Consider the following 25,770-nt stretch of genomic DNA (forward strand, 5'->3'; position numbering starts at 1 on the left):
TTTATTTATAAATATCGTTAAGAATATTAGCCAAACAGATCCCACCTTTCAGTAGCTGCTCATTTAACAGGTCTACAAAATCAAAATTATACTTATAACTCAACCTTTCATCAGGCTTAATATTTGCATAAATACGATTACTAGCCAGGTAAGAGCCATATACAAAATCTTTTAATGAACTATTTTTCCAGGTATTCAACTGGTTGTCCGTTGGAAAATTTATAGCATTGGCATATTCTGTATAGCTTAATTGTTGATATGCGATCAGTGATTCATCCCAAACCCTATGCAGATTAGACTTCTCTCCAAACCAAAGTACAGATGCTCTATTTCCGCCTAAATCTTCTTTTCTACCTGTATGCATCGGCTGATTTAAATCTCCAACCAAATGAATAAGCAAGCGCATAGCTAGTTTCTTCTGATCTTCAGTGCTTTGTTTATTCTTTAAAATGGAAACCATCTCAGGAATCTTATTGTAAACATTAGCTTCCTTGTCAGCATCCAATAAGTCAAATATACCTTGTTTATCCAAACCTGCAGGTAGATTTACAAAATGCCAGTTGTATAGATAATCGTATGCCGGATCAGATTTTATAAAATCACCCCAGTTACTCGCCATAGCCAAACTCTCATTACCAAGTACTGACTTTACTCCCTTTGCAGCTTTTCCACTTAAGTGTTTTTCTGCAATTTGCCCGACTATACGATGTCCAAGCATCCCCCATGCACCAGCATTTAAGGGCAGATATAAAGCAATTGATAAAGCCAGTATAACTTTAAAACTGCCTTTCATTATTTTTGTCTTTAATTCCATTGAAATAGATTATTTATAAAAACAGGCTGTACCATCCATATGACACAGCCTATTTTTATAATGCCTTAGGTTCACAAATTATATGTTCTTTTAGAACCAGATGGCATGCCCTCTGGTTACCCACACTTTCCAGATCCAACTGATCTGCTGATGAAGATTTGATATAAAAAATCTTTTCATACCGACCTATTTGGTAACAGCCTGACACTTTCTGCTTATAATTTTTCTTAGTATAAGTACCCGATAAAAATAAACTGTCACCTCTAACTTTATATACCCCTTTTGCATACTCTTTCCAAATTCCATTATTAAAACAGGAATCAGTATAATAATTTACTTTGGAATGTGTTGTAAGATCAACGTAAAATGAATCGCAGGTAAACTTAAATTTATGTTTTGTATAGTTTAACAAGTTATCAGCATTTGTTATACTGTCTTGATTCCATACACCTTGTAAAAACTCTTCTCCTCTTCCCTGTACGTTTGGTAATCTCCTACATGATGCAGACACACATAAAATAAGAAGCAAATAAACCATCAATCTCAACATACCCATACAATGCTCTATTCAGCAATTATTTTAAACTGCCAACCATATCCTCAGGGCGCACCCACTGGTCAAATTGCTCACCAGTTAGTAGTCCCAGCTCTATAGCTGCATTTCTTAAAGTTTTGTTTTCTTTATGTGCTTTCTTCGCAATTTTAGCTGCATTTTCATAGCCGACATGTGGATTAAGCGCTGTAACCAGCATCAATGAGTTTTCAAGATGCTTTTTAATTTCAGGAAGATTTGGTAAAATCCCTGCAGCACAATGATCATTAAATGATACACAAGCATCGCCAATTAGACGACCTGACTGTAAAACATTAGCAGCCATTACCGGTTTAAATACATTCAGTTCAAAATGGCCTGTCGCACCACCTATGCTCACTGCAACATCATTTCCAATTACCTGAGCACATACCATCGTCAATGCTTCTGGTTGTGTTGGATTAACCTTTCCGGGCATAATAGATGAACCTGGCTCATTGTCTGGAATGATAATCTCACCGATACCAGAACGAGGCCCAGAGCTTAACATCCTTACATCATTAGCAACTTTCATTAATGAAACAGCAATACGTTTGTAAGCCCCAGAAAGTTCTACCATTGCATCATGCGCAGCTAAAGCCTCGAATTTATTAGGTGCAGTAACAAAAGGTAACCCAGTTAATCCGGATATTGTTTTAGCAACCAACACATCATAACCTTTAGGTGTATTTAATCCTGTACCTACAGCAGTACCACCCAAAGCCAATTCACTAATCATAACCAACGCATTTTTTATCGCCCTGATACCATTAGCCAACTGCTGTGCATAACCAGAAAATTCCTGACCAAGCGTTAATGGAGTTGCATCCATAAAGTGGGTACGTCCGGTTTTAACGATATCAGCAAACTCTTCAGATTTTGCAACAAGTGTTTTATGTAACTTTTCCAAACCTGGAAGTGTAACTTCTACAGCTTGTTTATATGCTGCAATATGCATTGCAGTTGGATATGTATCATTTGAAGATTGAGACTTATTTACATCATCATTAGGATGAAGTACTTTTTTCTCATCGCTTAATGCACCTCCATTTAAAACATGTGCACGATAAGCAATAACTTCGTTTGCATTCATATTGCTCTGTGTTCCAGAGCCTGTTTGCCAGATGACTAATGGGAACTGATCATCCAGACTACCAGCAATGACCTCATCACAAGCCTTAGCAATTAAATCTGCCTTATCTTGTGTTAATACACCTAATTCTGCATTGGTCAATGCAGCAGCCTTTTTCAAATAGCCAAATGCATGAATAATCTCTTTAGGCATTGAAGCCTCAGGACCAATTTTAAAGTTATTTCTTGAACGTTCAGTTTGAGCACCCCAATATTTATCAGCAGGCACCTGAACTTCACCCATCGTATCGTGTTCGGTTCTAAAATTCATTTTGTTCTAAATTTAATCTTGTACAAACTTAAGATTTTTATACTTTTTAATGATGTGTTTATTGTCAGATGTTAAATAGAAGTCAGAGAAAATATAAAAACTAACAATGTTTAAAACTCTTTTACGTTTTAAGGGGTAAAATTCCTTATTTTTCGGCTTTTAATCTGTATTATATTTCATGAAGTTTCGTCAGCTAACTCTAGCCTTATCACTAACCATTTTATCCCTCTCGTCACTCTCATCTTGTTCAAGCACTGAAGAAAAGGCCAAAAAAGCTGAAGCCGATAAAAAGGTAAGGGTTCCTGAAGACGACAAGGCCGACAGTTTATATCTGGCTTACAATCCTGCAAAAGGCGACAAATGGATTGCAGGCTTTGTACAAAACCTACATAAAAAGTACGGTTTCAATGGAAACATGTTGGTTGCTAAAGATGGCAAAATCATATATGAAAAAGCAGTAGGCTGGGCAAATTACCTGCTTCGCGATAGCCTAAAAATAAACTCTGAATTTGAACTGGCATCAATCACTAAAACTTTTACAGGGATTGCCATTATGCAGTTAGTAGAAGCTGGCAAATTAAACCTGACCGACGATGTCAAGAAGTTCTATCCTGCTTTCCCTTATGACGGAATCACTATAGACTTGTTGTTATCTCACCGCAGTGGAATGATGAATTATGTATATTTTATTGACGACATCTGGCGCAAGGAAAAACGTGATATGAAAAAAGGAGTTTCTAACCAGGAAGCAATGCAGGTGATCATTGATAGAAAACCCAATCCTTATACGAAGCCCAATAACCGTTTCCATTACAACAACTCTAATTTTATGGTACTTGGTGCAATCATTGAAAAGGTGACCGGTCAACGTTACTCGCAATACATGGCAGAACATGTGTTCAAACCTGCCGGAATGAAAAACACACATGTATATTCTAAATCAGAGTATGAAAAAATCCCAGTTGATGTAATTGGCCATGATAGAACCTGGAGGTATTCTGTAGCGCAGAATTTTTTAGATGGCCCAGTGGGGGATAAAGGCATTTACAGTACATTACATGACCTTGTATTGTATGATAAATATTTAAGAAATGGCCGGCTCTTGACTGACAAAAGCCTAGATTCTGCTTATAAGGGACGTAACAAGCCAGTAAAAGGGCATTTCAACTATGGTTACGGATGGCGCATATTTGATGGTGACAAAGGCAAAAAGGTAGTATACCATACAGGTTGGTGGCATGGATTCAGACACATTTATGTGCGTGATCTTGAAAAGAACATTGTAATTATATTTCTGGGCAATTTGACCAATGGTAGTTTAATGCAATTAGACGACTTGTACAAACACCTAGGTGTGCCGGTTATCCGCAAAGGAGCCTACTCAGGAGCAGGTTCTTTACCTGGTAGCGACGAAGATTAATTAAGAAATCTTATCGAAAGCAATACCTGTCCGTCTTTTAGACAGATAGGTTTTCAACAAACTATTTTCCGGCAGTTCCAGATGTGGATCTGCCGAGATGATCTCAATTACCGTGTTTCTGGCTTCTTGTAAAATGCGTTGGTCCGTCGCAAGATCAGCTATTTTCAGATCTAATACCCCGCTTTGCTGTGTTCCGGAAATATCACCAGGTCCACGTAGCTTAAGGTCTATTTCTGAAATCTCGAAACCGTTATTCGTCTTCACCATTGTTTCCAATCGCAATCTTCCATCTGCACTCAGTTTATTACCTGACATCAGAATACAGAATGACTGCTCTGCTCCACGCCCAACTCTTCCTCTTAGCTGATGCAACTGTGAAAGTCCAAAGCGTTCAGCATTTTCAATAATCATAACCGAAGCATTTGGGACATTCACACCAACCTCAATTACCGTAGTTGCTACCATGATCTGGCTCTTACCATCAATAAACTGCTGCATCTCATATTGCTTATCAGCATTACTCATCTTTCCATGAACAATACTAATCTGGTAATCAGGTCTGGGAAACTGATAGCCCATTTGCTCAATTCCAGCTTCCAAATGCAGAAGATCCAATTTTTCACTTTCCTTAATTAAAGGATAAACTACATAAACCTGTCTGCCTTTAGCAATCTCCCGCTTCATAAAGCCAAACATTCTTAGCCTTTGCCCTTCAAATAAGTGCTTGGTTTCAATTGGCTTTCTACCTGCAGGAAGCTCATCAATAACCGATACATCTAAATCCCCATATAAAGTCATGGCCAATGTTCGGGGTATTGGAGTTGCTGTCATCACCAATATATGTGGAGGTACAGTGTTCTTTCTCCACAGTTTGGCTCTTTGCTCTACACCAAAACGATGTTGCTCATCAATCACAACCAGCCCCAGATTTTTAAACACAACTTTGTCTTCAATCAGGGCATGGGTTCCGACGAGAATATCTATTACTCCTGCTTCCAATTCAGCATGTAAAACAGTACGTTGTTTTTTTGTTGTGCTGCCCGTAAGAATGGCTACTTTAACCAGGCGATCTTTTAATAGCGAGCTGATAGATTCATAATGTTGACGGGCCAATATCTCTGTAGGAGCCATCATGCAAGCCTGATAGCCATTATCACTAGCCAACAGCATACTCATCAATGCCACCACTGTTTTACCACTTCCAACATCCCCCTGTACCAACCTATTCATTTGTATTCCACGCTGAGTATCAAGTCTGATTTCTTTAATTACTCTCTTCTGAGCCCCCGTTAGCTCAAAAGGTAGCACTTCATTGTAAAATGTATTTACACGCTCACCAACTACAGGGAACAGATGTCCTTTAAACTTTAATTCTCTAAGTTGCTTATTGTGCAACATCTGCAACTGAATGAAAAAAAGCTCTTCAAATTTTAATCTGTTCTCAGCCTTCTTTAAAATAGCTACATCTTTTGGAAAATGAATATTTAAAGCAGCTTCCTTTCTTGAAATCATCTGGTACTTTTCAAGAATATATGGAGGAATTGTTTCACGAACTTCAGCCAGATGTTGTTCAATTAGCAAAGTCTGCAACTTCTGAATACCCTTACTATCCAGAAAAAACTTCTTTAATTTTTCAGTAGAATTATAGACAGGTTGTAACCTAAGGTTCCCTGTCATTGTCGCCGCCCTGGGATATGTCTCCAGCTCAGGATGAGAAATACTAAAGCTGCCATTAAAGACTGTAGGTTTACCAAATACGATATAAACCTTCCCTTTTATTACATGTTCATCGACCCATTTCAAACTTTGAAACCAAACCAATTCAATTGAGCCAGTTTCATCAGTTAATCGTACTACAATTCTTTTTTTATGCTTTTCTCCAATTTGTTCTTTACCAGTAATTCTACCTAAAATCTGCACATAGGGAAGATCTGGACTTAACTCATTAACTTTATAAAACCGCGTTCGGTCAATATAACGGAATGGAAAATGATTCAGGAGCTGATTATATGTAAAAATACCAAGTTCCTTTTGCAGGAGTTCTGCACGCTTAGGGCCTACGCCCTTTAGAAATTCAATAGTCGTATCTAAAGTAGAAGCAAACAAATCTTTATGGTTTTCTCTTAAAGGTAAAGATATCTTTTATTATGCCCCAATTAAATATAATTACAGAGATAAGAAGCAATGAATAAGCGAATAATTTATGTACGTCAACTTCTTCACCAAAATAAAATATAGCAACAGCAAAAGCAATGATGGGGTTAGAATAAATAATTATCCCTAGTGTTGATGAGGGGATACCTATTAAAGCATACAAACTCAAAAACAACGGAATAAGGGTAAAGAATATAGCGATTACAGATATGTTACCCCAAAACCATATATCCTGAGGCATTCCTTCATGTTTCATTAAGTAAAGAGGCAGCATTAATAACACAGCGATGCCGATCTGGACTGCCAATACATTAAGTTTATCCAAATGCTGTATTTTACGCTGTATAATAAGATAAAAGGCATACAAGGTAGCAATAACCACAGACCATACTACTTCAATCAATGAACCAGTAGCCAGTAGTAATATGCTAAGCAAGGCAATCCCTAGCGATATCAATTTTAGACGAGATAAGGACTCTTTTAAAATCAAGTAACCACCAAAGGCCGTTATAAGGGGACAAACCATATAGGCAAAAGCAGCAGATTGCAAACTAACATTGTTAACTGCATAAATGTATGTGTACCAATTAGAGGTAAGCAATAAAGTGGAACCTACAAGTTGGAATAAGATATTACGTTTAGCTCTGGTATCAATAGATGAGAAATAGGTCAAATCCGCTTTCAACTGCTTTCTCCTGAATAAAAGAATAGCAATCCAAATAAAAACAACAGAAGTAAAAATACGATAATACAGAATTTCTTCTGAAGGATATGCCTGCAGATTTCTTAACGGAATAGAGAAAAACCCCCATATTGCAAATGAGAGAATCCCTGCAAAGAAATACCTTAAATTAGATTTCGGCAAAACTTAGCCTTTAAACGCTGTAACTGAAATCTCCACATTCACTCCTTTCGGCAATCCTTTTACAGCTACAGTTTCACGCGCTGGAAAATCTTTTTCGAAGTAAGAACCATACACTTCGTTTACCGCAGCAAAAAGATCCATATCAGACAAAAATATAGTGGTTTTAACAATGTCTTCAAAACCATAAGAAGCTTCAAGCAATACAGATTTAATGTTTCTCATAACCTGATGTGTTTCCTCCGCAATGGTCGATTTCACCAATTCTCCTGAAGCAGGATTGATAGCTATCTGACCAGACAAGAATAAAAATCCACCAGCAAGCACAGCTTGATTATAAGGTCCAATAGGGGCTGGAGCATTAGTTGTGTTAATGATCTTTTTCATGAGTTTAAGTTTATTTTAATCTGTGATCAGCTTAGTAAAAGCCAATCTATAAGTTTCCATATAATACCACCAATAAACATTACAATAGCAATTGTGTTTATGATATGCATGATTTTAATATTGGTATTAATAGGTCTATTGGGATCTTTTTTCCTAAACAAGTACATCATACAAAGGTATGAATAAAGTCTTATCTCTGTCGTATATACTCTTTTATGAGAGACAATTATTACAAAAAAAAGAGGGCCTCATTTCTGAAGCCCTCTTTTTCGTATTATAATTAGAAATAATTAGTTCCTAGCTGATTCAACACGACGGTTTTGGATACGACCTTCTTCAGTATCGTTAGAAGCGATTGGATTAGCTTCACCAAATCCTTTAGTTACAACTTGACTAGAGTTAACACCAGAGTTAACTAAGTAAGTTTTAACAGAGTTAGCTCTGTCTTTAGATAATTTCAGGTTGTATGCAGCAGTACCTTCGCTTGAAGCATAACCGTTAACAGTTACTTTACCACCGTTTTCACGCAATACTGAAGATAATTTATCTAAAGTAGGGTAAGACTCAGTTTTTAAAACTGAAGAGTTGAATTCAAAGTTGATAGTTTCAAAACCAGTTAAGTTACCTTGGTTAATTTGAGTAGGCTCTGGTGCTTTAGGTAGAGGACATCCTGAACCATCAACAGCAGTACCAGCTGGAGTACCTGGGCATTTATCAAACTGATCAGCTACACCGTCACCATCGCTATCTTTTTTCAAATCTTCAACAGATTTTTCAACAGCAGATACACGAGTTTTTAATGCTTCAACTTCATTACGTAAAGATGGATCTTTCAATTCATCATACATTAAAGCTAATGGGTTAACCCAATCCAAGTTTGGTTTAGAGCTAGAACCTAATGAGAATTCTAATCCAGCATATCCGTAAGAGAATTTATCTTTAGAAGTTCCTTTAGCATAAACACCATCAAAGTTATCGCCATCAATAAAGTGCATAGTATAACCTAAGTTAAATGAAACACGGTCAGACACTTTAAATTTGATACCAGCACCTACAGGAATGTAAGCTTCTTTGATATTGTCTTTATCGCCATCATCACCCCATGTACCTTTTTTATCAGCACCGTCAACAATTGGATTGTAAGCAACAACACCGTAACCAGCAGTCACGAAGAAGTTAACTGAATTCTCACGACGTAAGAAATCTACAGTTGCTACGTTAACAACACCTCTTAAGTCAGCCGAATAAGCAATCTCAGTAGAGAATTCTTTTGGAGTTAAACTTGGGAAATCTTTGTTAGTTCCAGATACTTTACCACGGAAAACGTTACCTTCTAAGCCAAATGCATGACCTAATTGTTTTCTTAATGAGATACCGTAACCTAAGTTAACATCGAAGTTACTAAAGTCATTTGATCCACCAGTTGCAATGAATGGTGATAAAACACCAGCATTAACACCTATAGACCAAGTTCTGTACTGGCCTCTTCCACCAAATACCTTGGCTGAAGATGCAGTCTCCTGAGCTTCAGCAAGAGTCGTAACTCCTAATAACGCTACAAAAGAGGCTGCTAGACCCTTTTTTAAAGTAGAATAATTCATAATTTTCTTTTTTAAGGTTAAACAAATCTAAGAAATGTATAATTTTTTTGTGTAGCAAAATTAAACAAATTTTTAAATTCTCAAAACAGTTGTACAAACACCGTTCCAAACTTCAAAACCCATCGTTAAATAACCACAATTATAGCTCTCAAGACTATTTTATCGTATTTAAAGCAATTATTACCTATCATTTTAAAACTTCATTGAATAAGGCGCTGAATCAAATGGTGTTCAAAATACACTTCATGAATGTTTTCTTTTTTCGTCAAATGGTCAGGGTAACTTTGATTATTGTCCTAATCAGTCATACAAACAAGTCCTATTTTTAAGACAACAAACAATCTATCGCTAAGAGACGCCATATCAAGCCCAGTCATCAGTAAAACGATAAATATTAAAATCGACATTCTCCATTGCTAAGCTAATTGCATGATGTAGTTTTTGTTTGTCAACATCTTTCATACGATTATGCTGGATAATTTTAAATGCCTTTTCCGCAAGCAAAAATGATTTACGCTTGTTTTCAATCATTATGGGCTCAAGCAACCAGTTACACAATTCTATAACACCTTCGTTTTTATCTGCTACAGTTTTAAAAATTGGAATATGCTGATGTTGCTGATGAACCAATTTCTTTAGATTGTTGGCAAACGAATCAGCCCCTTCTCTGTCAGCCTTATTCACCACAAACCCTTGCGCAACCTCCATCAATCCTGATTTTATATGTTGAATTTCATCTCCGGATTCTGGTACAAGAACAACAACCGTTTTATCGGCCAATCCAGCAATCTCTACTTCCGACTGTCCAACACCTACTGTTTCTACAAGAATCAAGTCAAATTCTGCTGACTTCATCACATCTACAATCTCAATTGTTTTTGCAGATATCCCACCAAGAGCACCACGGGTTGCAAGCGATCTGATATAAACATTTGGGTTATTAAATTGCTGGGACATCCTGATCCTGTCGCCCAATAATGAACCAAAGTTAAACGGGGATGTTGGGTCAACCGCAAGAATGGCAATCCTTTTACCTTCATTTGAAAAATGACTTGTAATTGCATTTACCAAAGTACTTTTACCTGCACCCGGAGGCCCGGTAATTCCGATCACTGGAACCTTTCTCTCCACCGAAATTTTTCTTAATAATTGAGCTGCTGGCGGGATATCATTTTCAACGATGGTAATAGCCCTTGCCAAGGCTGTGAAGCTCCTTTCCTGCATTCCTTTTATAAGAGAATCTTCGTTTTGCATCAATTAAATTATCTTTGCTACAAAGAAATACATTTTATTCAACATTTATTAAACGCTTTCTCCAAAAACACTTGATTCAATATCGAAAATGCCTAATAGAAAACCAAGCCATCCAATGAAAGTCACCGGCTTTACCTTTATCAGAAATGCGATAATAAATGATTACCCAATAGCCGAAGCCATTCGTTCAGTTTTACCTTTGTGCGACGAGTTTGTTGTTGCATTAGGCAATTCTACAGATGACACTTCAGAACTAATCAAATCAATTTCGCCTGATAAAATCAAAATAATCGATACGATTTGGAATGACTCACTACAGGTAGGTGGACAAGCCTTTGCAGAAGAAACGAACAAAGCCATTAAAGCAATTTCACCCGATACTAATTGGATGATTTATATACAAGGTGATGAATGCATACATGAAAAGTACCATGATGTGATTAGACAGGAAATGAGAGATACTCTAGATGATCAAGAAATAGAAGGCTTACTTTTAAAATACACACACTTTTATGGCTCCTACGATTACTATGCGGAGTCCAGACGTTGGTATAGACGAGAAATACGCGTACTAAAAAATCTACCAGACATCAAGTCTTATAAAGACGCACAAGGTTTCAGAATTAATGGTAAAAAACTAAAAGTAAAGTTAATTGACGCTTTCGTGTACCATTATGGGTGGGTAAAAACCCCAAAGGCCCTGTATGGGAAAGCCAGAAATTTCAACCAATTCTATCAAACCCAAGAATGGGTGGAACAACATTTTCCCATCGAGGGAACCTTTGCCATGGAAAATGCGGATCGATTACTCAAATTCAAAGGCACCCATCCTAAAGTTATTCAAAACCGCATTACTGCAACCAATTGGAAATTTGCTAAAGATTTGGAGCAGTTAAAGCAAAAAATGAGTCTTAAAAGAAAAGTTCTACAAAAAATCGAAGACCTTACCGGACTTAGACTGTTTGAATACCGTAACTATAAGATTGTTAAATGATCTTAATACTAAAATACCATGACTAAAATCTTATTCGATTGCGAGCGGTTGAAATATCCAAATACCGGACTACATACATTTTGTACTGACCTAGGACAAGCACTTATAGATAATTCGTACCCAAATCAGGAAATAACCGCCTATATTCCTTCTTCTGAAAAAAACATATTTGGAAAGGATGCACACTATAAAATTCAAAAGGCTTGGCATAAGATTTTCGTTCCAGGAGCTTCAAAATTTGATGTATGGCATTCTAGCAACCAAGTATCAAGATATCTTCCTACATCATCCAGGACTAAAATGATCTTAACAATTCACGATCTTAATTTTATGATCGAAAAAAAAGATCGTCCTTCAAAAATAAAAAAACACCTTAGACAGATACAATCACGTATAGATAGAGCGTCAATAATTGTTTGCATTTCCAATTTTGTTGCAAAGCAAGTACAAACTGCATTTGAAACCCAAGGTAAACCTCTACTAGTAATATATAATGGTTGCACTGTTAAAGACTATCCATCTTTTGATACTCCAAAATACAATCCCATAAAACCTTTTTTATTTACAATAGGAACAGTGTTACCTAAGAAAAATTTTCATGTTCTTCCAGCTTTATTACAAGATAATAACTATGAGCTGATAATTGCTGGAAACCTAAGTTCTCAAGAATATCTCAATAAAATTATAGAAGAAGCAAAAAAACACGATGTTAGTGATCGTGTTAAAATTCTCGGTTCTATTTCCAACCAAGAGCGAAGCTGGTATTACAAAAACTGTGAAGCTTTCTTATTCCCCTCCATAGCAGAGGGGTTTGGCCTTCCCGTAATTGAAGCTATGTATTATGGAAAAGCCATTTTTCTGTCCAATCACACCTCCCTTCCCGAAATTGGTGCTGATGCAGCCTACTATTTTGATGATTTTGAAGCCGAAAGCATGCAAGAAGTGTTAAAAAAAGGACTAATAGATTTCAGTTCAGGAAATATGACTCAAAAAGCAAAGGAACGAGCGGCTCATTTCAGCTGGGATGAGACTGCAAAATCATATCTCAAACTATACAAAACACTATCAGACATGCATTAATAATATTGATCTAAAAGATGGTCTCAAATGCTTACCTTTGAAAAATTTTAAAATTTTTAATGAAAGACTATCTTCGATTATTATCCTACGCCAAACCTATAGAAAAATTCGCAATACCCTATATTGTTGCAACCCTTCTTTATATACTTTTTAACACCTTAAACCTAGCTTTACTAGCTCCTTTATTAGATACTTTGTTTAATAGTGATAATGCTTCGGCGGGAGCGAAAGTGGCTAAAACACTTCCATTAGAAGAAAAATCATGGTGGGATATTATGGCCCGCTTCAAGGAAATTACAGATTATTCTATAGCTAATTATGGCAAACAGGGCGCATTAAAGTTCGTCTGCATAGTCATAGTAATCTCTGTATTATTTTCTAACATTTTCAAATACTTCTCCAACAGAATAATGGAGGACTTACGTATCCATACTTTACTAAAACTACGAAAAACTGTATTTGATAATGTGATGAGCCTCCATATTGGTTTCTTTAACAGCCAACGTAAAGGCGATATTATTGCTAAAGTTTCCTCCGATGTTCAAGTGGTTCAATTTACTGTCACCAATACTTTACAAGTGATATTCAAGGAACCAGTTACATTAATCGTATATGTTATCCTTCTTTTTACCATCTCAGCTAAATTAACTTTCTTTTCTTTATTAGTCATTCCATTATCAGGATTCATCATCGCCAAAATAGTAAAACGTTTAAGACAACAGGCCACCAAAGCACATGAGACATTTGCGATTATGCTTGGCTATCTGGACGAAGCTTTATCAGGCGTCAAAATTATTAAAGCTTTTAATGCCACAGAATTTGTTAAAAACAGATTTCATCAGGAAAATATAAACTATTCAAATATTACAAGAAAAATGGTACGTAGACAACAACTTGCCTCTCCTGTATCTGAATTTTTAGGTGTCATGATGGTGGCTGGAATTGTATATTTTGGGGGTTCATTAGTCTTGTCAGGCGAATCTACTTTAACCTCTGCAGAGTTTATAGCTTATATTGCCATATTTTCCCAGGTTATGCGCCCTGCAAAAGCTTTAACAGACGCTTTTAGTGCTATCCATACTGGCCTTGCTGCAGGCAAACGAGTTTTAGATCTTATAGACACTAAACCGGAATTGATTGATAAACCCAATGCTATCACTATAAGTTCTTTTCAAAACGCAATCACATTTAAAGATGTTTCCTTTGCCTACGGCGAACGACAAGTGCTAAATCGAGTAAACATAGAGATCCCGAAAGGTAAGACAATTGCTTTAGTAGGCCCCTCTGGAGGTGGTAAATCAACATTAATGGATCTTGTACCTAGATTTACTGATCCCCAACAAGGGAACATCTATATTGACGGAATAAATGTTAAAGATGTTAATACTAACTCTCTAAGGAATCAAATGGGTTTTGTGAATCAAGAATCAATTCTGTTTAATGATACCATATTTAACAATATTGCGTTTGCCAAACCCAATGCCACTTTAGAAGAGGTTACAGCTGCCGCAAAAATTGCAAATGCACATGACTTCATTATTGAAGCTGAAAATGGCTATCATACATTTGTAGGCGACAGAGGGATTCGTTTGTCTGGTGGACAAAAACAAAGATTATGTATTGCCAGAGCGGTATTAGGCAATCCTCCTATTATGTTATTGGATGAAGCTACCTCGGCTCTTGACACCGAATCAGAAAAATTGGTGCAGGACGCACTTTATAAATTAATGGAAAACCGCACCTCATTAATTATAGCCCATCGTTTATCAACTATACAGAATGCTGATGAGATCATTGTCCTTGAAAAAGGCACTGTAATAGAGCATGGGACACACCATGAATTAATGAAAAACGACGGTTTGTACCGGAGATTAATAGACATGCAAACCTTCGAAGAATAGTATGAAAAAGATTCTATTCTTCATGCCCGATAACCCATTAAAAAAAAATGCGGGCAACAAGATCCGTGCACTAAGCTTCCTCCGTTATTTTAAGTCCAGAGGTTATCAGGTCGATTTTGTAAGTGAATATTATTGGGGAGAATGGAATAACCAAGACATCATTGATTTTGAAAACAGCGGATTGGCACACAACACCTGGGTACTCCCCAGAAAGGCATCTAAGAAGAATTTGCTTTACTATTTTTTTTGCTATAAGCTACCAAATTTCTTTTATCAAAATAGATGGGGGATACTCCCGGTAAATTTCCCAGAGTTAGTTACTTACCGCTTACAAAAAGCGTTTAACAAAATCATCAAAAACAACCATTACGACTATGTGTTTTTAAACTATGCAAGTTGGGCATCTTTAATTGAAAACAACAAGCACATTACAAACGCACAAACGATACTAGATACACATGATTTTTTAACCGCTCAGAATCAAGATAAATTCGATATTGGCGCCTCTTTTAAAGAAGAAATTAGAAGACTCTCTCTTTTCAATAAAGTACTAGCCATTTCCGTAGAAGAGCAATATCTTTTTAGCCAATTTTGTAAGAATGAGGTTATCATGGCCCCTATGATGATTGAAGCCCCCTCTCCTAGTTCGATTCCAGTCGCAGACCGGAAGTTTGATCTCATCTACATAGCGAGTAAAAATCCTCATAATATAGAAGCCGCCAATTGGTTCATATCAAAGGTATACCCACTTTTACCCCAATCTTTAAGCATCTGTATTATAGGACAAATCACAGCATCAATTAAAAGAAACCATCCAAATATCACCCTTATTCCATTTGCTGAGGAGCTCACGACTTATTACCATCAGACCAAAGTAGCAATATGCCCAATGCTATCAGGCACAGGCACAAAAATAAAGGTTATAGAAGCGCTTTCCTACCACTTACCTGTAGTTTGTAATACCAGAGGTGTGGATGGCCTTATTAATAAAAATAATAATGGATGCCTTGTAAGTGATGAACCTGAAGAATTTAGCAGACATATCACTAGCCTACTTCAGCAGCGTGAAATCTATCAAGAACAGACCTTATTTGCGAAAGAAGCGTTTGAATCCGGCTATGACCAGAAATCTTGTTATTACAAATTAGATCAGCTATTTTAACTATGACGCTATTTTTCACCATTGCAACGACCAATTACCTCCCATTTGCAGTTTCTTTATTAGATTCAGTAAAACAACAACATCCGGAATTTGAAGTCTGCATTTGCCTCACTGATTATTTAACGCCAGAAACTATAGCTCAAAATAAATTGATGAGTAAATATCCCATTCTTCAACTGCATGAATTAGCGGCAGAAGAATTTGATTTTATTACTCAAAACTACAATCCGATGCAACTGGCAAATAGTGCAAAAGTTTTATTTGCCAAACATCTACTTAACAAACCGGGAATAACGCAAGTTATCTTTGGAGATTCGGACATGCTGTTTTTTGGTCCTTTGCCAGAAAGTGTCCTCAATGAGCATGATATTATTTTTACCCCTCATTTTACCACCCCACCGCCAATCGAAATGAAAAGGCAAGAACTGGAAGTGCTAAATGCAGGTCTGTTTAACGGGGGATTTTTTAAGCTCAAAAAATCGGCAGAAACAGATAAATACATCAACTGGCTTAGAGAACGGTCTGTACTGGAATGTATATACGATTTTAAAAGAGGATACTATGGCGAGCAACTTTGGCTCAACTTTGTCCCTCTTTATTTTAAAAACGCCCATATCGAACAAAATCAAGGGTTAAATGTTGCTTACTGGAATTTACACGAGCGTACCATCATACTGAAAGAAGGTGTATTTATGGTGAATAAGACTAGTCGCCTTTCTTTTTTCCACTTTAGTGGTTGGGATTATAACAATCCCTTAGGTATTTCTAAATGGGCATTATTTAATCTTGAAATGCGCCCAGATATCAAGCCATTGCTCATCAAGTATCATGAAGTATTAAAAAACAATGAGTATGAGCAGTACATTACATTACCTAATTATTACACCACGAAAAATAACTCGCAAAAGAAATCCTTATTTAAAAAGTTGAAGCAAAAGCTTTTTAAGAAATAACTCCTATAGATGACTAGTCCCATAATATCCATCATTATTCCTACATACAATTATGGTCATTTGATAGCAGAAACCTTATCCTGCCTTCAAAACCAACAATATGCGAACTGGGAAGCTATAATTATCGATGATGGGTCTACAGATAACACAAGCATAGTTGTTAGCAAATTCGTACAGGAAGATTCCCGCTTTATTTACTTGCGGCAGGTAAATAGTGGTGTCTCCGTTGCAAGGAATACAGGCCTGAAACATATTCGAGGAAAATACGTCCAGTTTCTTGATGCAGACGATCTGGTATCAACCGCAAAAATACACATACAAGTTGATTTCCTCGAGAATCATCCAAACGCTGATCTCGTCAATGTACGCACTCGTTACTTTCATACGGACCATCCAGATATACTTTTCACAGACCTTAGCCTAAGCAACACCAGCACGCGTAAAGAAGTGAAGGGACAAGGCTTTGAACTAGTCCTTAAGCTTGTAAAAAATAATCCAATAGTAATTCAAAATCCAGTTTTTAAGCGAGAAATTTTAAATACAATAGAAGGTTTTGTAGAACATATGGATTATTTGGAAGACTGGGACCTGTGGTTTAGATGTGCCATAAATAATTATTGTTTTGAACACTTGGATAATCCAGAAGCATTAGCGCTGGTAAGGGCACATTCCATTAGCGCTTCTCAGCAAGACACAAAAATTAAAGAAGGCGAAGGCTATCTGAGAAACAGAATGAAGCAATTCATTCAACAATCAAAGCATTTAACGCATGATCAGAAAGATGTTGCGCTTAATCTTAATAAACAAGAATTAATTAACACTTATAAGCACTTAATGGCCGAAACAAGCCTCAGCAACATTAAGAAATTTAAAGCCTTTTACGAGCAGATACAAAATCGCCTCTTATTTCTTAGCTGCTTAATAAAATCCTTGAACCTAAGAAGAAAATTGAACAAAAAGTAAGAGTATAAATTCCTTAAAAACACTTCGGCCCTAACTTCATAGACTTAAGCATCTTCTTTACAAAAACACGTGCATTAATAAAGTACTCGATTTTTTTCATTTCTTTCTCTAGTTTTTCAAAAGCCTCATAGTCCTTAATTAAGAGAGGAAAGTGCTCTTTCATGACCTTATCCCGCTCTTTCTTCATTGCTGTATAGTTGTCTGCTCCAGAACTAATCCCATCTTCATTGAATAGCGCAATAAATTTATCAATATGCTTGAAAGAGCAATTAAATTTGCAAACTGCCAACACAAAGAACTCCCAGTCAGACACAATAGCATAATGCTCATTATAAAGCCCAACTGTATCGAAAAGTGTTCTTTTAATAAATGTTGATGGATGAGGTATGCTTTCTCTGAAGAACACATTAAATGTCAATTCAGATGTAGGAAACCATTCTCTTCGCTTATCTCCATTCACGAAAACTAAATTCCCATAAACCAGATCGGCTGTTAAACCAAGGTCAACCACCTCCTGAATTATGTTTTCATTGACCAAAACATCCCCACTATTGATAAACAACAGATATTCTCCCGTAGAATCCTTAATTCCTTTGTTCATCGCGTTATAAATCCCACTGTCAGCCTCACTAATCCAATAAGCTATTTTGCGCTCCTGAGCTTTAATTACGCCCTTACTACCATCCGCAGAGCCTCCATCAATTACAATATACTCGATATTGGAGTATGATTGATTGACCACAGATTGAATAGTTTTAGCTAATCCTGTCTTATTATTATAATTAACAGTTATAATTGATATTTTTGGGGAAATGTTAAGCATTTATTCCTTTTAATAGATTCCAGCAAAAGTAATGATAAAAGTCCTCTTTGACCATCAAATATTTAGTCTTCAGGTTTATGGTGGCATATCTAGATACTTTACTAATATCATAGAAAATTGTGAGACAAGCAGGGAATTAACAGTTACCTGCAAATTACTCTACTCTATAAACTATTATTATAAAGATGATTCATCTTCACTCAGAAAGAGCATCTTCAAACTACTGACAAGAAAAAAATCTGGAATTTATCAAAAAAATAAAAAATATTCTAAACATTTGATAAAACAAGGAAATTATGACGTATTCCATCCTACCTATTATGATACGTATTATCTCTCCTACCTAAAAAAACCTTTGGTAATTACAATTCATGATATGATTCATGAACGTTTTCCTCAATTTTTCCCTATAGATGATCCAATTGTAGAGCAGAAGAGGATTCTAGCTAATACCGCAGACAAAATTATTGCCATATCAGAAACAACAAAGCTTGACATTATTAAGTATCTTGGTATAGCAGAAGAAAAGATAAAAGTTATCCCTCATGGCATAAACAGTAATGATTTAGATTACGAAATCGTAGAAAATCTTCCTGAAAGGTATATTCTATTTGTAGGGAACAGAGGGGGCTACAAAAACTTTTCCCTACTGATGGAAGCTTTTGCTCAACTTATTAAAACAGATAACACTCTATATTTAGTCGTTGCTGGCGGGGCTTTTTCTGAGGAAGAAATCAAGTTACTTTCAGAGCATAATATCTTAAAGAAGACCATTCAATTAGCTGCTACAGACAAGCAACTTAATACGTTGTATAAAAATGCCATTTGTTTTATTTTTCCTTCCAAATATGAAGGTTTTGGTATTCCTATACTTGAAGCATTCAAAAATAATTGCCCTGTGCTTTTAAGTAATTGTAGCTGCTTTCCAGAAATCGCCGGTGATGCAGCACTTTATTTCGATGCTGAGTCCAAACATTCGCTTATAGAGCAGGTAACCCTAATACAAGAGAATAAAGATCTAAAAAATGATTTAATTACTTCTGGGGCTTTAAAACTACAATCATATACACTTGATAAATGCGTGAAGGCAACAACTGATTTGTACAAAGAGCTGGTTCAATAGAACTCCCTATAATTTCGATTTAATATAATCAAAATCCCTTTGAAGCAATGACTCTCTGTTACATGGATTATTTTTTCTTTCAAAACGAGAGAGTTTCCTCTTCATAGTTCTAATCAAATAGGGCTCTTTCTTATAGTCGATAAACGGGTTTCCATTTAAAAGTTTCTTAGTAAAAAGATGTGTACTAATTCCATCAGTCCAAAAATGATACCCTAATCTTTTGGCAGTATGTTCAAGAGCAGTAGCTGTGTAAAAAGCAATGTGCTGCCCGGTTTCTTTCGAGATGTACCACCAATCAGAAATACTCTCTAGTTCCATGGGCTGTAATACAGTAGTAAAAAAGATACTATCTCCATAATCTCCAATACGGCCTATTTCTTCTATTGGATTTACTAAATGTTCAAATACCTCGAAAGCCGTTATTACCTCAAAATCTTTCTGCTGTATACAGTCAGATAATTCAAAATACTTAGCAAATAAATTCTCACAATAAATGTCATGATGATAAAAGTCCAATCCTTTATCTCTCATCATACGAGTAAACATTCCATATCCCCCTGCATAATCCAAAAACCTTTTGTCCTGGGAAAAATAGGTTTGAATCAATTTTAAAGTCTTATTTCTTAATTCCTCATTTCTGGAAATCAAGCCAATATCCAATTTAGTAATGGCAGAAGAATAAGCTTCTTTTAACCAAAATGGATCCTCTGTCTGAATAAATCCGGTATCCAAACATCTATAATACTTTACATCGTATTTATTTAATACCTTGGCAGTAAATGCCAATTCCGTTGCACCACCGGTAATTTTACTCTTCATAAAATTCTTTAATAGGATTATCTTATTTTACTACTCGAACATAAACGCAGTCTGCAAGTATACGATTTAGTCTCACTTCGACCAACAGAACTAATCTAATAGCTAACAAATACTCTGCATTTCCAATATATTTTACATTATTCATTGTATCTTCACGACATAATGAAAGACTACTGTACCAAATCTCCTGTATTATTTTTAATATTTAATAGACCTGACACGACAAAAGCTGTGTTTGAGGAAATTAGAAATGCAAAACCTCCTAAATTGTATATTGCAGCTGATGGTCCAAGAACTAATAGATTAGGTGAGCTAGATCTTTGCCAACAAGCAATTGCTGTCGTGAATAATATTGACTGGCCATGTGAAGTAAAAACGCTTTATAGAAATGAAAATTTGGGTTGCAAAGAAGCCGTCGCATCCGCAGTTACCTGGTTCTTTGACCAAGAAGAAGAAGGAATTATCCTTGAAGATGACTGTCTACCCTCAAAGAGCTTTTTTAAATATTGCGACACTTTACTTGAAAAGTATCGATTTGATACACGTATCAGACACATTACTGGATGTAATTTACATTTTGGAACCAAGTGGGGAGAAGCAAGCGTTTTCTTTTCAAGAAGAACAGAGGTTTGGGGATGGGCAAGCTGGAGAAGAGTTTGGCAGGACTATGACAAAAATCTTAGTAGGCATACAGAAGAAGAAATGCGAGAACAACTCTTCAAAATATTTTCCGATCCTTTTATTGTTGACAGCTGGATGATTGCGTTTAATGGTGTTAAAAAGGGTGAAATAGATACATGGGATTACCAATTGGCGATTCATAATTATTTAAATAACGGTCTTTCTGTTTGCCCCAATGTAAGCCTAATTACCAATATTGGATTTAGAGCAGACGCCACACATTCAACGAATCCGAATGATAGATCTGCAAATATCCTACTCGGAGAAATAGATGAAATTACATTTCCAAAAGACATGATTTCAGACACTGGTGCCGACTATGCAATTGCTAAACATGAGTTTAAATTAGAAGAGAAATGGAAGGAACATAATCATCCAAAAAAACAATTCAAAAGATGGATTAAAAGTAAATTCAAAAGCCCATCCTCACAAAACAACTTATAAAAGCTCCGTCTGTAAGATTTTCAATAGACTCTGCTTCACATTAGAAGCAGAGTAACTTTCTATAGCATATGCTTTAACTTCATTACTAGACTTTAAATAAGTCATATCATCCATGCCTAATGCACGATTAATCGCTTCATTTAAACCAAATGCAGATAATTCCTCCATTTCGAAAATAAAGTTCTCTACAGGAAAGCCACAGTATTTACTTACAATAGGTACTAAACCAGCACTCATAGGCTCTATAGTACCACCAGGAAGCCCATCTGTATAACTTGGTGCAATACAATAACTACAATCTTCAACAATCTGTTTCATCTCCTCTGAATTCATTTGAAGATTTTGACGTAAAAACACATTGGGACTCTCATATAATAGGTCATGATAATAACTCCTTAATTCTCCATCAAGACCTAATACAACAACATAAAAATTCAAATCCTTCCGTTCTTTTGCTACTTCAAGTAGTATCGATATTCCTTTCGTAACCAAACGAGAACCGCTTAGAAATAAAAAGCTGTTACTACGCCCTTGTTTCGGTTTAAAGTCCTTAAACACTCCTAAAATGTTATTATTTAAAGAATGTAATCTTCTTTTGACTCTAGATTTATGATCCTCGAATATAAAGCCATGCGCTAAAATGATTGAAAAATCAGAATTAAAAGTTGAATAATAGCAATTGTCATAAAGTATATTACCTTGCTCCGGCAACCATAAACCAGATGTCTTATAAAAATCATTTACACTTTGCAAACTCATCGCATTCTGTAAATCCGGATGCGCACCAGTTATAAAATGAATCCTTGGAATCTCTCTCTTCTTACTATGAAAGGATTGTTCGAAATTCCGACCAAATCCGAAAATCACGGAGTAATACTCATAATCTATATCGAAACCTCCCTGGTAGTCCACAACATCAACATTATACCCAAGCTCAGAAAAGCTTTCAGCAACGATATGAGCTGTCATATAGTTTTGATGTGCAAAATCATTAGGCTCTCTAAAAGGTTTTATTATATAACATATCAATACATTCTTATCATAGTTAGTCTTATATAAATTTCTGATAGGCTTCTCAAGTGGCTTCGTTTTATTTAAGCCAAAAAGTTTATTTACTCTTTTGGTTATACTCCTTTTTATATTCATTATTTGAAAAATATGGTTGTCAGTTATAAAAAAGAGATATAATTCTTTCAACTATAACTTTATACTTTTTTACCTCAAAGCTAGAAAAATGTATAACAAAAAACGCATTGAAGATTAATTTCTCCAATGCGCTTTACAATATAATTGTATAAAGTTTTACAACTTCCTTTTCACCTCAACTTGTTCGTAAGCTTCAACAATGTCACCTACTTCAATATTGTTAAAGTTCTGTATGTTCAATCCACACTCGTAACCTCTTGACACTTCTTTCACATCATCTTTGTAACGTTTCAAAGAAGCTAGTTCACCAGTGTAAATTACCACACCATCTCTAACAATACGGATCTTACTGTTACGGGTAATTGTACCATCTAATACCATACAGCCGGCAATTGTACCAACCTTAGTAATTTTAAAGGTATCTCTAATCTCAACGTTCGCAGTAATTTTCTCTTCAAACTCAGGAGCCAACATACCCTCCATCGCAGCTTTGATCTCATTGATCGCATCATAGATGATAGAATATAAACGAATGTCAATCTGCTCCGCTTCAGCCAATTTACGTGCACCAGGGGAAGGACGTACCTGGAAACCAATAATAATCGCATCAGATGCAGAAGCTAACAATACATCAGATTCTGAGATCTGACCCACCGCCTTAGCAATGATATTGATCTGTATCTCTTGAGTAGAAAGTTTCAGTAATGAATCAGATAGTGCTTCAATAGAACCATCCACGTCACCTTTAACGATCAAATTAAGCTCTTTAAAGTTACCGATAGCTAAACGACGACCGATCTCATCCAAAGTAATGTGTTTCTGAGTACGAAGTCCTTGCTCACGCATCAATTGTAAACGTTTGTTTGCAATATCTCTGGCTTCAACTTCACTCTCCAACGCATTAAATCTATCACCTGCAGTAGGTGCACCTTGCATACCCAATACCTGTACAGGCACCGATGGTCCTGCTTTATCTACCTTTTGACCACGTTCATTAAATAACGCTTTTACTTTACCACTATAGCTACCAGCAAGGATAGGGTCACCTACCTTTAAAGTACCTGCTTGTACTAAAACAGTAGTTACAATACCACGTCCTTTATCAAGTGTAGCTTCAATTACACTACCTGTAGCACGTTTGTTCGGATTAGCTTTAAGGTCAAGTAATTCAGCCTCTAATAAAACTTTTTCTAAAAGTAAGTCCACGTTCAAACCACTCTTACCAGAAATCTCCTGAGACTGGAAGTTACCTCCCCAATCCTCAACCAGGATATTCATAATTGATAGTTGTTCGCGTATTTTATCAGAGTTTGCACCTGGTTTATCAATTTTTGTGAAAGCAAATACCAACGGAACGCCCGCTGCTTGCGCGTGATTAATAGCCTCTTTTGTCTGAGGCATCACAGCATCGTCAGCAGCAACCACAATAATTGCAATATCCGCAACCTTCGCACCACGAGCACGCATCGCCGTAAAGGCCTCGTGACCCGGAGTATCCAGGAAAGTAACTTTTTTACCTGTCGCAGTAGTTACCATATAAGCACCAATGTGCTGTGTAATACCACCGGCCTCACCAGCTACCACATTCGCTTTACGAATATAATCTAGTAGTGATGTTTTACCATGATCCACGTGTCCCATGATGGTAACAACTGGAGCTCTTGGTAATAAATCCTCTTCAGAATCTTCCTCTTCAATAAGGATGTCACTTTCATCATCCGGTTTAACGAATTGAATTTCGTAACCAAACTCATCAGCAACAATAGTTAATGTTTCAGCATCCAAACGTTGGTTGATCGAAACAAACATACCCAGACTCATACAAGTCGCGATAATTTTTGTAACCGGCTCATCCATCATGGTTGCCAGCTCATTTGCCGTTACAAACTCAGTAACCTTAAGTACACGTGATTGTAACTCTTGCTCCATTGCTGCCTCATCAGCTGAATGAGCCACATCATCACGTTTCTGACGACGTAATTTAGCACGTTGAGCAAATTTACCAGATTTACCTGCTCCACTTAAACGTGCAAGTGTTGCTTTAATCTGATCTTGTATTTCTTTTTCCGTAGGCTCTTCTTTTGGTCCGGAAGAATGTCCTCCTGGTTTATTGTTCCTAAAGTTAGGCCTGTTGGCTGTATTATTAGTATTGTTTCTAAAATCTGGCCTGTTAGTAAAAGTTGGTGCAGGTTTAGCAGCACCTGGTTGTCCGCCTTGTGCTGGCGCTTGTCCTTGACCCTGATTCTGACCACTATGTTGCTGCTGCTGACCAGGATGTCCACCAGGAGTTTTCTTGCGTTTACGTTTTCTTTTCGCATCAGCACTTTCTCCTGAAGAAGCTACAGGCTGTGATTTACGATCAGGTGTTACCGGCAAGGTAATTTTTCCGATGATGTTTGGTCCTGATAATTTTACCGAACGTGCTTTGATCACTTCAGTTTCTTCAGGTTTTTCAACTTTAGGAGGTTCAGGAGTTACTTTTGGCGCAACTACAGGTTCAGGAGCTTTAACCACTGGTGCCTCAACAACTGGTTTTGGCTGCTCCTCGGCTTTAGGTGTTTCCACAGGCTTAACAGGTTCAGGTTTTATTTCTGCAACAGGCTGTTCAACCGGCTTCTCTACTTCCTTAACCGGCTCAGGTACTTTTTCAACCGGAGCTACAGGAGCTACAGGCGTTTCAGCCTTAGGTTCCGGTGCAGGAGCTTCCTCTCTCTTAACAGGGCGTGTTTTAGCATTTAAATCATCAAGATTGATCTTTCCTACTATCTTCACACCAGGTAAAGAACCTTCATCAACTTTCTCTTCTTCCTTCTCAGGAGCAGGGGTTTCAGCTACTGCCTTCTCAGCAGGAGGTGTATAAGAATGAAGGTTTTTAACTAAAATCCCCTCATTTTCAAAATCAACATTCTTTTTAGGTGCCTCAGCAACTTTATCAACTACTTCAGGCTCATCACGACGAATTTTACCAATAACAATCTGATTGGCTTCTTCTTTTACGATCTTATCGCCCTGAAACTCTTTCAACAATGCGTTATACATGTCGCGGGAGAGCTTAGTAGTGGGTTTATTCTCAACAGAAAAGCCTTTCTTTTCTAAAAACTCAACGGCCGTAGCAATGCCTACGTTAAGTTCCTTAACTGCTTTAAATAAAATTATTGGTTTGTCGTCTGACATTGATATCCTATTTTTTTCTTAATTCTTATACAAAAGTAACGT

General features: G+C 36.6%; 22 protein-coding genes. 9 read left to right on the top strand and 13 right to left on the bottom strand.

The window, feature by feature from the left end:
* Position 1: 1 nt before the first annotated feature.
* The 3 genes from WC623_RS03775 to fumC form a co-directional block, all read right to left on the bottom strand.
* The gene (locus tag WC623_RS03775) at positions 2 to 814 is read right to left on the bottom strand and encodes a S1/P1 nuclease (RefSeq protein WP_372848178.1); all 813 of its coding nucleotides are present in this window, start codon (positions 812 to 814) and stop codon (positions 2 to 4) included.
* Positions 815 to 869: 55 nt separating this feature from the next.
* Positions 870 to 1,325, bottom strand: a complete 456-nt coding sequence (locus tag WC623_RS03780; RefSeq protein ID WP_372848179.1) for a fumarate hydratase — start codon at positions 1,323 to 1,325, stop codon at positions 870 to 872.
* Positions 1,326 to 1,389: 64 nt separating this feature from the next.
* Complete coding sequence (gene fumC / locus WC623_RS03785) at positions 1,390 to 2,787, bottom strand: class II fumarate hydratase (RefSeq protein WP_372848180.1); 1,398 nt, start codon at positions 2,785 to 2,787, stop codon at positions 1,390 to 1,392.
* 178 nt (positions 2,788 to 2,965) lie between these two features.
* On the opposite strand from fumC, the gene WC623_RS03790 reads away from it, so the two are divergent.
* Positions 2,966 to 4,207 (top strand): serine hydrolase domain-containing protein, encoded by a 1,242-nt coding sequence (locus WC623_RS03790; protein ID WP_372848181.1) that lies wholly within the window; start codon positions 2,966 to 2,968, stop codon positions 4,205 to 4,207.
* Here WC623_RS03790 and recG read toward each other — a convergent pair whose 3' ends face one another.
* The 6 genes from recG to meaB all read right to left on the bottom strand — a co-directional run bounded on the left by recG (position 4,208) and on the right by meaB (position 10,465).
* Positions 4,208 to 6,313, bottom strand: coding sequence for an ATP-dependent DNA helicase RecG (gene recG, locus WC623_RS03795; protein WP_372848182.1), 2,106 nt, complete (start codon positions 6,311 to 6,313; stop codon positions 4,208 to 4,210).
* A gap of 4 nt (positions 6,314 to 6,317) precedes the next feature.
* Entirely contained in the window at positions 6,318 to 7,226 is a 909-nt protein-coding gene (locus WC623_RS03800) for an EamA family transporter (RefSeq protein WP_372848183.1), read from the bottom strand.
* Positions 7,227 to 7,229: 3 nt separating this feature from the next.
* Positions 7,230 to 7,610, bottom strand: coding sequence for a RidA family protein (locus WC623_RS03805; RefSeq protein ID WP_372848184.1), 381 nt, complete (start codon positions 7,608 to 7,610; stop codon positions 7,230 to 7,232).
* A 26-nt stretch (positions 7,611 to 7,636) separates the two neighbouring features.
* Positions 7,637 to 7,780, bottom strand: coding sequence for a DUF6728 family protein (locus WC623_RS03810; RefSeq protein ID WP_372848185.1), 144 nt, complete (start codon positions 7,778 to 7,780; stop codon positions 7,637 to 7,639).
* Between the two features lie 120 nt (positions 7,781 to 7,900).
* On the bottom strand, positions 7,901 to 9,211 hold the full coding sequence (locus tag WC623_RS03815; RefSeq protein WP_372848187.1) for an OmpA family protein: 1,311 nt from the start codon (positions 9,209 to 9,211) through the stop codon (positions 7,901 to 7,903).
* 363 nt (positions 9,212 to 9,574) lie between these two features.
* Positions 9,575 to 10,465, bottom strand: a complete 891-nt coding sequence (meaB, locus tag WC623_RS03820; RefSeq protein ID WP_372848188.1) for a methylmalonyl Co-A mutase-associated GTPase MeaB — start codon at positions 10,463 to 10,465, stop codon at positions 9,575 to 9,577.
* An 88-nt stretch (positions 10,466 to 10,553) separates the two neighbouring features.
* On the opposite strand from meaB, the gene WC623_RS03825 reads away from it, so the two are divergent.
* From WC623_RS03825 to WC623_RS03850, 6 genes are read left to right on the top strand one after another with little or no spacing between them, the layout of a single operon-like run.
* A complete protein-coding gene (locus tag WC623_RS03825) occupies positions 10,554 to 11,459 on the top strand; it encodes a glycosyltransferase family 2 protein (RefSeq protein WP_372848189.1) in 906 nt (301 codons plus the stop codon).
* Positions 11,460 to 11,477: 18 nt separating this feature from the next.
* Complete coding sequence (locus WC623_RS03830) at positions 11,478 to 12,539, top strand: glycosyltransferase family 4 protein (protein WP_372848190.1); 1,062 nt, start codon at positions 11,478 to 11,480, stop codon at positions 12,537 to 12,539.
* Between the two features lie 59 nt (positions 12,540 to 12,598).
* Entirely contained in the window at positions 12,599 to 14,440 is a 1,842-nt protein-coding gene (locus WC623_RS03835) for an ABC transporter ATP-binding protein (protein WP_372848191.1), read from the top strand.
* A 1-nt stretch (position 14,441) separates the two neighbouring features.
* On the top strand, positions 14,442 to 15,602 hold the full coding sequence (locus WC623_RS03840) for a glycosyltransferase (protein ID WP_372848192.1): 1,161 nt from the start codon (positions 14,442 to 14,444) through the stop codon (positions 15,600 to 15,602).
* Positions 15,603 to 15,604: 2 nt separating this feature from the next.
* Positions 15,605 to 16,555 (top strand): hypothetical protein, encoded by a 951-nt coding sequence (locus WC623_RS03845; protein ID WP_372848193.1) that lies wholly within the window; start codon positions 15,605 to 15,607, stop codon positions 16,553 to 16,555.
* Positions 16,556 to 16,564: 9 nt separating this feature from the next.
* Entirely contained in the window at positions 16,565 to 17,518 is a 954-nt protein-coding gene (locus tag WC623_RS03850) for a glycosyltransferase family 2 protein (protein ID WP_372848194.1), read from the top strand.
* Between the two features lie 13 nt (positions 17,519 to 17,531).
* Here WC623_RS03850 and WC623_RS03855 read toward each other — a convergent pair whose 3' ends face one another.
* On the bottom strand, positions 17,532 to 18,341 hold the full coding sequence (locus tag WC623_RS03855; protein WP_372848195.1) for a glycosyltransferase family 2 protein: 810 nt from the start codon (positions 18,339 to 18,341) through the stop codon (positions 17,532 to 17,534).
* 31 nt (positions 18,342 to 18,372) lie between these two features.
* Between WC623_RS03855 and WC623_RS03860 the strand changes: the two genes are divergently transcribed.
* Positions 18,373 to 19,464 (top strand): glycosyltransferase family 4 protein, encoded by a 1,092-nt coding sequence (locus tag WC623_RS03860; protein WP_372848196.1) that lies wholly within the window; start codon positions 18,373 to 18,375, stop codon positions 19,462 to 19,464.
* A 6-nt stretch (positions 19,465 to 19,470) separates the two neighbouring features.
* On the opposite strand, the gene WC623_RS03865 is transcribed toward WC623_RS03860, so the two are convergent.
* On the bottom strand, positions 19,471 to 20,283 hold the full coding sequence (locus WC623_RS03865) for a class I SAM-dependent methyltransferase (RefSeq protein ID WP_372848197.1): 813 nt from the start codon (positions 20,281 to 20,283) through the stop codon (positions 19,471 to 19,473).
* A 162-nt stretch (positions 20,284 to 20,445) separates the two neighbouring features.
* Between WC623_RS03865 and WC623_RS03870 the strand changes: the two genes are divergently transcribed.
* Positions 20,446 to 21,408: a nucleotide-diphospho-sugar transferase gene (locus tag WC623_RS03870; protein ID WP_372848198.1), complete on the top strand. Its 963-nt coding sequence runs from the start codon at positions 20,446 to 20,448 to the stop codon at positions 21,406 to 21,408.
* Here the strand turns inward: WC623_RS03870 and WC623_RS03875 are convergent.
* Together WC623_RS03875 and infB are read right to left on the bottom strand one after the other, a co-directional pair.
* Entirely contained in the window at positions 21,403 to 22,554 is a 1,152-nt protein-coding gene (locus WC623_RS03875; RefSeq protein ID WP_372848199.1) for a glycosyltransferase, read from the bottom strand. The genes WC623_RS03870 and WC623_RS03875 overlap by 6 nt on opposite strands.
* 156 nt (positions 22,555 to 22,710) lie before the next feature.
* Positions 22,711 to 25,728: a translation initiation factor IF-2 gene (gene infB, locus WC623_RS03880; RefSeq protein WP_372848200.1), complete on the bottom strand. Its 3,018-nt coding sequence runs from the start codon at positions 25,726 to 25,728 to the stop codon at positions 22,711 to 22,713.
* Positions 25,729 to 25,770 lie beyond the last annotated feature (42 nt).

The sequence above is a fragment of the Pedobacter sp. genome, assembly GCF_041645105.1.
In the GTDB taxonomy this organism is placed as follows: Bacteria; Bacteroidota; Bacteroidia; order Sphingobacteriales; family Sphingobacteriaceae; genus Pedobacter.

What these genes read in the sequence shown, in the direction of transcription:
- WC623_RS03775 (WP_372848178.1), bottom strand. Translation starts at nt 814, where the DNA reads ATGGAATTAAAGACAAAAATAATGAAAGGCAGTTTTAAAGTTATACTG.
- fumC (WP_372848180.1), bottom strand. Translation starts at nt 2,787, where the DNA reads ATGAATTTTAGAACCGAACACGATACGATGGGTGAAGTTCAGGTGCCT.
- WC623_RS03790 (WP_372848181.1), top strand. Translation starts at nt 2,966, where the DNA reads ATGAAGTTTCGTCAGCTAACTCTAGCCTTATCACTAACCATTTTATCC.
- WC623_RS03805 (WP_372848184.1), bottom strand. Translation starts at nt 7,610, where the DNA reads ATGAAAAAGATCATTAACACAACTAATGCTCCAGCCCCTATTGGACCT.
- WC623_RS03810 (WP_372848185.1), bottom strand. Translation starts at nt 7,780, where the DNA reads ATGATGTACTTGTTTAGGAAAAAAGATCCCAATAGACCTATTAATACC.
- WC623_RS03815 (WP_372848187.1), bottom strand. Translation starts at nt 9,211, where the DNA reads ATGAATTATTCTACTTTAAAAAAGGGTCTAGCAGCCTCTTTTGTAGCG.
- meaB (WP_372848188.1), bottom strand. Translation starts at nt 10,465, where the DNA reads ATGCAAAACGAAGATTCTCTTATAAAAGGAATGCAGGAAAGGAGCTTC.
- WC623_RS03825 (WP_372848189.1), top strand. Translation starts at nt 10,554, where the DNA reads ATGCCTAATAGAAAACCAAGCCATCCAATGAAAGTCACCGGCTTTACC.
- WC623_RS03830 (WP_372848190.1), top strand. Translation starts at nt 11,478, where the DNA reads ATGACTAAAATCTTATTCGATTGCGAGCGGTTGAAATATCCAAATACC.
- WC623_RS03835 (WP_372848191.1), top strand. Translation starts at nt 12,599, where the DNA reads ATGAAAGACTATCTTCGATTATTATCCTACGCCAAACCTATAGAAAAA.
- WC623_RS03840 (WP_372848192.1), top strand. Translation starts at nt 14,442, where the DNA reads ATGAAAAAGATTCTATTCTTCATGCCCGATAACCCATTAAAAAAAAAT.
- WC623_RS03845 (WP_372848193.1), top strand. Translation starts at nt 15,605, where the DNA reads ATGACGCTATTTTTCACCATTGCAACGACCAATTACCTCCCATTTGCA.
- WC623_RS03850 (WP_372848194.1), top strand. Translation starts at nt 16,565, where the DNA reads ATGACTAGTCCCATAATATCCATCATTATTCCTACATACAATTATGGT.
- WC623_RS03855 (WP_372848195.1), bottom strand. Translation starts at nt 18,341, where the DNA reads ATGCTTAACATTTCCCCAAAAATATCAATTATAACTGTTAATTATAAT.
- WC623_RS03860 (WP_372848196.1), top strand. Translation starts at nt 18,373, where the DNA reads ATGATAAAAGTCCTCTTTGACCATCAAATATTTAGTCTTCAGGTTTAT.
- WC623_RS03865 (WP_372848197.1), bottom strand. Translation starts at nt 20,283, where the DNA reads ATGAAGAGTAAAATTACCGGTGGTGCAACGGAATTGGCATTTACTGCC.
- WC623_RS03870 (WP_372848198.1), top strand. Translation starts at nt 20,446, where the DNA reads ATGAAAGACTACTGTACCAAATCTCCTGTATTATTTTTAATATTTAAT.
- WC623_RS03875 (WP_372848199.1), bottom strand. Translation starts at nt 22,554, where the DNA reads ATGAATATAAAAAGGAGTATAACCAAAAGAGTAAATAAACTTTTTGGC.
- infB (WP_372848200.1), bottom strand. Translation starts at nt 25,728, where the DNA reads ATGTCAGACGACAAACCAATAATTTTATTTAAAGCAGTTAAGGAACTT.